The 7911-nt window shown below is 41.3% G+C and carries 6 protein-coding genes; 2 read left to right on the forward strand and 4 right to left on the reverse strand.

Annotation, left to right across the window (positions count from 1 at the left end):
* Nucleotides 1–134: 134 nt before the first annotated feature.
* Entirely contained in the window at nt 135–1634 is a 1500-nt protein-coding gene (locus ACLL8Z_RS04060; protein WP_411273480.1) for a sialate O-acetylesterase, read from the forward strand.
* 45 nt (nt 1635–1679) lie between these two features.
* On the opposite strand, the gene ACLL8Z_RS04065 is transcribed toward ACLL8Z_RS04060, so the two are convergent.
* From ACLL8Z_RS04065 to ACLL8Z_RS04080, 4 genes are all read right to left on the reverse strand, one after another.
* On the reverse strand, nt 1680–3002 hold the full coding sequence (locus ACLL8Z_RS04065; protein ID WP_411273481.1) for a Gfo/Idh/MocA family protein: 1323 nt from the start codon (nt 3000–3002) through the stop codon (nt 1680–1682).
* Nucleotides 3003–3200: 198 nt separating this feature from the next.
* Nucleotides 3201–4046, reverse strand: a complete 846-nt coding sequence (locus ACLL8Z_RS04070) for a hypothetical protein (RefSeq protein WP_411273482.1) — start codon at nt 4044–4046, stop codon at nt 3201–3203.
* 15 nt (nt 4047–4061) lie between these two features.
* Nucleotides 4062–4847, reverse strand: a complete 786-nt coding sequence (gene mddA / locus ACLL8Z_RS04075; RefSeq protein ID WP_411273483.1) for a methanethiol S-methyltransferase — start codon at nt 4845–4847, stop codon at nt 4062–4064.
* 219 nt (nt 4848–5066) lie between these two features.
* Entirely contained in the window at nt 5067–6947 is a 1881-nt protein-coding gene (locus tag ACLL8Z_RS04080) for a helix-turn-helix domain-containing protein (RefSeq protein WP_411273484.1), read from the reverse strand.
* A gap of 229 nt (nt 6948–7176) precedes the next feature.
* Here ACLL8Z_RS04080 and ACLL8Z_RS04085 point away from each other — a divergent pair, with 229 nt between their 5' ends.
* On the forward strand, nt 7177–7716 hold the full coding sequence (locus tag ACLL8Z_RS04085; RefSeq protein ID WP_411273485.1) for an RrF2 family transcriptional regulator: 540 nt from the start codon (nt 7177–7179) through the stop codon (nt 7714–7716).
* The last annotated feature ends 195 nt before the right edge of the window (nt 7717–7911 follow it).

Consider the following 7911-nt stretch of genomic DNA (forward strand, 5'->3'; position numbering starts at 1 on the left):
GTTAAAGTACAACAATAATAATAATATCGATGTAGCATCAGCGAAATTAAACGGAACCAACCGTCCGCCTTTGAACTAATCAATGATCAATTATCAAATATACCGTGTGAAGTATTCACCATAAATCCTAATCAATGAAACTAATTTACTCTTTCCTGATTGCGTTATTTGCATTTCTTGGTGCAAACGCTAATGTTACCATGCCAGGGATTTTTGGCAATGATATGGTACTTCAGCGCAACAAACCAATTCCCGTTTGGGGTTGGGCAAAAGCAAATGAAACCATCGTGGTATCATTAAATACGCAAAAGAAGACTGTTAAAGCCGATCGAAAAGGCAATTGGATGGTTAAGCTCTCGCCTGAGAATGCAGGCGGACCGTTCTCCCTAACTATTCAAGCGAATAATACCATTACGTTTTCAAATGTATTGATTGGAGAAGTTTGGATCTGTAGCGGGCAATCTAATATGGAATGGCCATTAAGCGCTTCTAATAACGCTAATCAGGAAATTTCGAATGCAAATTACCCGCAAATAAGGCACATCACGGTAACTAAAGCAGTAAGCAGCATGCCTCAAAAAGACATTAAGGGTGGAAGCTGGGAAGTGGCTGAACCTAGAAATGCGGGAAAGTTTTCTGCAGTAGCATACTTCTTTGCCCGTAAGTTATATCAGGAGTTGAAAGTTCCGATCGGCTTGATAAATACTTCCTGGGGAGGCACACATATTGAGACATGGACCAGTCGGGAAGCATTTCAAGGTAGCGAAGAATTTAAAAGCATGATCGCTTCTATGCCTTCGTTAAACATGGACTCACTGGCAAGGATAAAATCAGCCACATTAGCAAAAGATATATCGGCTTTGACTCTTGGTCCCAATGAATACCCTTCTTTGTTATACAATGCCATGTTGTACCCACTTATTCCATTTGCGATTCAGGGAGCAATATGGTATCAGGGCGAATCAAATGCAGGCCGGGCCTGGCAATACCGCCAATCCTTTCCATTAATGATCAACGACTGGCGCAAGCAATGGAAACAAGGAGATTTTCCCTTTTATTTTGTGCAACTGGCTAGTTTTGATGCGGGTGGCAGCAGCGATAAACAATCAGGATACCGGTGGGCCGAACTTCGCGAAGCACAGACGCTTACACTCTCACTTCCCAATACGGGCATGGCTGTAACATCGGATGTTGGAGAAGTAAAAGACATCCATCCACGCAACAAGCAAGATGTAGGTCTTCGCCTTGCTCTGGCTGCGCTTAGCGGAACTTACAAAAAAAATACAGTTGGCAGCGGCCCAATGTATCAGTCGATGAAAACTGAGGGAAACAAAGTCACTATTTCGTTTACTAACATCGGGTCCGGATTGATGACTAAAGATAAATATGGATATCTGAAAGGTTTTGAAATTTCAGGCGCTGACCAAAAATATTGTTATGCGAAGGCATATTTACAGGGTAATAAAGTAATCGTTTATGCGGATGATGTTACAGCTCCGATAGCGGTTCGGTTTGGATGGTTTGATGATCTTAGCGACAATAACCTTTACAATACAGAAGGTTTGCCAACAGTTCCGTTCAGAACAGACAATTGGGAGCGGGTTACCGTCTCAGAGAAGTTCAAAATACAATAGGAAACAAATCTTAAGTAATGAAATCGTCTTGATATTGACATAAATTTATATCGAAGGAAGCGTCCATGGGCTTCTGTAATGCGGAGTAATCAAGGCATTGGCTTCCGCACTGTTCGTGAACTCGTTTTTCTGATCATTCCACAGCAAATGAGGCTGACCTATTCTGGCAGAAATGTTTGCAGTATGAACGTGTAAGGCTGCAGCCCGTCCATACTCTGGTGGGCAATTAGGGGTGCTTCTTGATTTTATACAGTCAAGAAAATTTCGTGTATGTAAGCGATGGCCCTCATCCTGTCCGGTCATTTTAAACGTGGAGGCCTTTCGGACTTTCTTTTCCCCATCCCACTCCGGGAAAACCTCAAGATACTCGCGGTTCACTACTAAAGTGGCGTTATCTCCTATAAAAGCAAGCCCATAAGGTTTGTCATACGGACCTCGCTCCACACCGGCAGTGAGATCGTAATTGATAACAAAATCATTTTTTGGATAGGTAATCGACATGGTATCGAACGTTTCACGCATCCTTACTTCGGAGCTGGAGTTTGTTCCAAAAGTAAGCGCTTCTTTCGGCCCTTCAACGATCTCTCTCGACCACAACGCCATGTCTATCAGATGTACTCCCCAGTCAGACATTAAACCACCTCCGTAATCCCAGAAATGTCTCCAATTTCCGTGAAAGCGGTTGGGATTAAAGCTTCTTAGCGGTGCCGGGCCGAGCCACATGTCAAAGTCAACTCCAGGGGGCACCGGCGTATCAGGCACCACCTGCGGACCTACTCCGTACTTAAAGTTTGCCCAAATGTTTACTTTGCGCAGCTTTCCAAGTTCTCCTCCCTTAATGAGTTCCATCGCTTTTTGAAATATCGGGGCGCTTCGTTGTTGTTGTCCAACCTGAATGATGCGCTTGTATCGCTTTGCAGCCCTAAGCATAATGTTGCACTCGCCTATGGTATTTGCCATCGGTTTTTCGACATATACATCTTTATCTGCCTGGCAGGCATAGATTGTATTCAGGCAGTGCCAGTGGTCGGGCGTACCTACAATAACCGCATCAATATTTCTGTTTTCGAGCAGTTTCCTGAAGTCTTTATATAATTTAGGTTTAAACTGAAAATTCTTTGTTACTTCCTGAGCGCGTTCATTCAGAAGGTTTGAATCGATATCACACATCGCAACGCAGTTAACATCAGGGAAACTCAGCGCATTCTTTAGTATGCCGAAGCCCATGTTTCGTGTTCCAATCAATGCTATATTAATTTTATCAGAAGGGGCTACAGTTCTGGAAATGGCTGTTCGCGGAAAAACTGAGGAAAAGCCTGTACCTGCTAGCCCAAGAGCAGTTTGTTTGACGAACGTTCTTCTTTTCATTATCGCTTTATTGGTGACTAATCCAAAGCTAGTTAAATTAATATTCAAATGAATGCAGTCGCCTGGCGTAGTTCTCCCTGCCTTTTGTTTGATCATATTTCTCTATTCATACTTGATTTATAGCTCGAGCTAAACGTGGCGGGATATAGCGTTGAAGGAAAATCGGATGTGTGCAACAATATCCAACATATGGAAAATTCATTTGGAGAAAGGGAATTTATAATTTAGTGACAGGTTCCATTTAAAACCAGGGTCTGAAGTCATATTCGAATATAAGGTCGTGTTAATCTGACTTGTTAAATACAAGGGAATTTTTTTAATTCCAAATGCCGCCGTTGGGGAAAAAAATAAACCATCCTCCCCATCAACATCCAAATAAAAAATCTGGGGCGAAATACTGCAATACATCCTTTGGCCTACAAAAACGTTTGAAATGTTTAAAACAGCGGATAAAAAGTTGATCGAGTTTATTGATTTTTGTTCAAGATTCTTGGCATTCCAGTAAATTAAACTGAGCGTAGTTTTTTTTGAAATCAAATACGATGGAATGAGTTTAGCAATTAAGTATCGTTCAGACTTATTTATTTTGACCATTTCTCCGCCTTGTAGTACTTCGGGGTACGAAAACGCAAGACCGAGGGCTAAACCCGATTTGAACTTTAGTTTCTTTTTGTCTGTAACCAAATACATGAAAGAGTTTCCCATACCCCAGGGTCTGCCGTTAATACCGTAATTTATATCCGGCTCGTAACTAAATCTTTTTAGTTTTAAGAAAAAAAAGGCCGATATAGCAGGCTCGTCTAAAGAATACGCCGGTATTTGGGAAATGCCGTTAGACGTTAAAATAACAACGCCGCTAAGCTCCAGTTTGTGACTCATGGAATCCGTTTGAGCGGCAATCCTTTGCGTCTGAAGCATCAGGCATATTGCAACAACATTTTTTATTTTGATCATGTATTTTTGGTTTGTAGGGCGTGAGTAGCCTATACTGGCATCACTCAGGAAAGCCAGGAGTACAAGAATGCATTTTGTTCTCGCTTTCATTTATCATGACTAATTCTACGGTGTTATTTCTCCGTCTGTAATCATGGAAGCCTCATTCTTCTCTTTTGCTTGCGATGCTTTTGTAAAGGGGATCAGCATCGGTGCCGATTTTTTGTACTCCAAATACTTTACACCAAAATGCTTCACGAGGTCATTTTCCTCAAACCGTATTGCAGTGAGCATATATACTGTCGTCATCACGGCAAAAAATAAATGAGCGGCCGTCATCAATGGTGTTGCCCAGAAAGCAATCATAAAACCAAGGTATAGCGGATGGCGAACATACTTGTAAAAGAAAGGTGTTCGGAAAGGAAGGTCTTGATATTCTATTCCCGAAGCATAAAACCACACCTGGCGCAAGCCAAACAAATCAAAGTGATTGATCAGAAAAGTGCTGATTAATACAACACCAAAACCCAGTAGACAAAGTATTTGGAGTAAAAGTGATAGGCTTGCCGATTTCGCTTCCCAGATCACTCCACCCATGGGCTGCCAATACCAGAAAAGCAGGATCAGGCAGAGGCTCGCTAATAAGACATAGGTACTTCGTTCAATCGGCTGAGGAACGAACTTAGTCCACCAGCGCTTAAACGCAGGCCGCGCCATAACACTGTGTTGAACAGCAAAAATGGAAAGTAATAGGGCATTTACCAGAAACGCATAACCAAGAGGTTCTTGCGGCAGACTATCAATGTGCTTGGGCACCAATAGTGCGCTGACAAAGCCGATTGCATAACAGAACGTTGCAAAGAAAATCACGTAACTGATTAGACCGTACAGGAGGAATGCTGCTTTTTTCATAAGAGATTGTTTATTTAATAATGATTGAAATGAAAGCAGCATTATGTAAATCACGCTGCTGTTTGTGGTGATCAAAGATGGTTGTATGAGAGGATATTTGCGTTTAACGGGTGTTGCAAATAGTTTAAACTTTTTTTTAAAGCTTAAAACAGGGTTGTATAAAATGGAAGAATACAACACTAGGGTGTTTCATTAGGCACGGGGGACGTGAAAAGTTGGTTATTTAAAACCCATCTTTTGGGCCAGTAAGATGAACTGTGGTTCTTTATGAAGATTATAAAATTGCGGCTCGGTCATGAGCCAGGGCATTTCCATATCATGCGCATCATAAGCAGCTTGAAGCCATTTCAAAGCTTCCTCTTTGTCATTGAGTGCGGAATGAATAGCCGCGATAAAGAACGTAATGGAGCCCATGTCTCTTTTCAATAACCGCTGAGAAAGCTCCCGGATAATTTTCCGTGCTTCTTCTGGTCTTCCTGATTTCGCATATGCAGCTCCCATCCAGCCGAGCATCCGTGGATACCGGATCCCCTCAAGTGCTATGGTTTTGTTGAAATAGGTAATGGCTTCGTCGTATCGTTTTAGTTGCAACAATAGAAAGCCGTGTGAGTCGAACGTATAATAATTACTAAATGTTTGGATTCGAGACTCCGAAAATTCAAAAGCTTCTGAAAGCCGGTTTGAATAAAAATAGGATAGAACAATTCGACTGTTGGGGTAGTAAGGATCTATCTCGTTCAAATAGTCTGCATACTTTACAGCTTCTTTGTGCCGCGATATGAAATTGAGATAGTCTATATATAATGCCAGCGCATCCGGATGATCATTGACGATGCCAAGCTTGTATTCTTTTTCTGCACCCTCAAAATCCCAATCGTGATACACTTTATAAAATCCTAAAAACATATGGCCTTCATCAAGCCCTGGATCAAGTGCCATGGCTTTATCAATTAAGGGCTTGCCTTTTTCCAAAGCATTAATGGCACTCAACTCTGCCCCCCAAATGGTTGCGAGGCCAAGGTAACTGTGAGCCAGGAAAGCATACGCTCTAGAAAAATTGGAGTCGAGCCGAATAGCCTCTGTTAACAAGTCGATGGAGTTGTGTGCGCCTTTGTTTGTATAGGTGCGAAACTGGTATTTTGCTTTCAGGTAAAGATCATACGCTTTCGGATTATCCGTGTCTATCTTTGATAATTTTGATTTTTCTTCCGGCGATAACTTTGCGTTGAGTTCAGCGGCTACCTGTTGAGCGATTTCATTCTGTATGGCAAAAATATCTTTTAGTTCACGATTGTAGGTTGTGGCCCAGACGAGCGCTTCGGTTTCTCCATCCACAAGCCTGACTTCAATCCGCACTTTGTTACCATCACGTTGAATACTTCCCTCCAATAATGCAGACACGCCTAACTCGTGTGCGATATCGCGTGCACGTTTATTGGTCTGTCGATATTGTTCGACCGATGTTCTGGAGATAATACGGAGTTCATTTACATGTGAGAGGCCTGTTCGGATCGCTTCGATAACGCCTTCACTGAAATATTCATTACGATGATCGGAACTAAGATTTTTAAACGGCAAAATGGCAATGGATTTATCAGTCGTCTGATTTTTAGTGTTGGTAAAGAAAGTTCGGTACGCGAAAGTGATGAATAAGATGATACCGATAGCACCGATCACGGTAATCAGTACTACACCGCGCTTAGATAGTGATGGTTGTATCTTGTTTTGTTCTTCTCTAAGTGGGGGTGGGTGTACTTCAACCGGTCTGTTCTTCACTTCTCCAGGAGGAAAGCCATAATAATCACTAAAGCATTTATTGAAATAGGTAGCACTACCAAAGCCGATATGCTCTGCCACTTCAGCAGCCCGGAGTTCACCTTGCCGGAGCAACTCCATTCCTCTTGCCAAACGATATTCGCGAATAAACTGACTTACGGATTGATGTGTTACTGCATTGAGCTTGCGATGAAGTTGAGAGCGGCTCATTCCGATATTCTTCGACAACTCTTCAACACCGAATTGTTCGTTGGTCAGGTTGTTCTCCACTTCCTGCCTGAGCTTATCCAGAAAAACGGTGTCGGCTTTAGTTGAGGGGTTCATACATCGTAATGAAGAATGAAGATGGTAAAATTAATTGAAATCTTTGTAGTCCAACATATGGGTACGAACCGCAATGATTTTCCTGACACCACTCTTGCCATTTATCCCTGTAGTCTTATTTACCGTTTCCACAAATTTCAATTGGTGGTAACAGTAAAGATTATATTGAATGATGTTTATACTTTTTCGTACAAGTTATTATATACTTTTTAGTATAAATAAAAAATCAATGCGTATATTTGTTCCGAAGTTTTATCTTAATCGCTATAAAATTGATCAAGGAATCATGAAAATAACAGCACAGGACGAGTATGGTTTAAGAATATTGGTGCGAATTGCAAAGTGTAAGGATAAGACTGGCTTAAGCATTCCTCAGCTTAGTGATGCGGAAGGGTTATCACAACCCCATGTTGCCAAATTAACCCGGATACTTCGTATGGAGGGTTTGATTAATAGTACCAAAGGACATGTTGGGGGATATATACTTGCCAGACCGGCTGTCGATATTACGGTGAACGATATTTTGAAAGCTTTAGGTGGACGTTTGTTTGATGAAGAATTTTGCGCCAATCATGTGGGAGTAATAAAACTGTGCACTAATTCTGTTGATTGTTCTATTCGTTCACTTTGGACAATGGTACAATCTACTATTGACAAACTACTGGATAAGATAACACTGGCAGATTTATCGAATAGTGAAAAGGAAGCTGCATGTACTTTCCAAAGTTTATTTGAGGAAATAACAATTAACCTAGAGAATAAAAACTAATTATTATAACTAAATACCTAAACAAAATGATAACAGTTTCAGAAAATGCAAAACAACATGCGCTAAGTTTAATAAAATACGAAAATAGCCCCGAAGGAACATTTATTCGCGTAGGTGTTGATGGCGGTGGTTGTTCAGGTCTTACCTACAAACTTGCGTTAGATAATGTTATTACAGAAAGCGATCAGGTTTTTG

This window comes from Daejeonella sp. (assembly GCF_046590655.1).
Classification (GTDB): Bacteria; Bacteroidota; Bacteroidia; order Sphingobacteriales; family Sphingobacteriaceae; genus Daejeonella.

Bases quoted from the DNA above. Each gene is read 5' to 3' on its own strand.
- ACLL8Z_RS04065 (WP_411273481.1), bottom strand. From the start codon at position 3,002: ATGAAAAGAAGAACGTTCGTCAAACAAACTGCTCTTGGGCTAGCAGGT.
- ACLL8Z_RS04060 (WP_411273480.1), top strand. From the start codon at position 135: ATGAAACTAATTTACTCTTTCCTGATTGCGTTATTTGCATTTCTTGGT.
- ACLL8Z_RS04070 (WP_411273482.1), bottom strand. From the start codon at position 4,046: ATGAAAGCGAGAACAAAATGCATTCTTGTACTCCTGGCTTTCCTGAGT.
- ACLL8Z_RS04080 (WP_411273484.1), bottom strand. From the start codon at position 6,947: ATGAACCCCTCAACTAAAGCCGACACCGTTTTTCTGGATAAGCTCAGG.
- ACLL8Z_RS04085 (WP_411273485.1), top strand. From the start codon at position 7,177: ATGCGTATATTTGTTCCGAAGTTTTATCTTAATCGCTATAAAATTGAT.
- mddA (WP_411273483.1), bottom strand. From the start codon at position 4,847: ATGAAAAAAGCAGCATTCCTCCTGTACGGTCTAATCAGTTACGTGATT.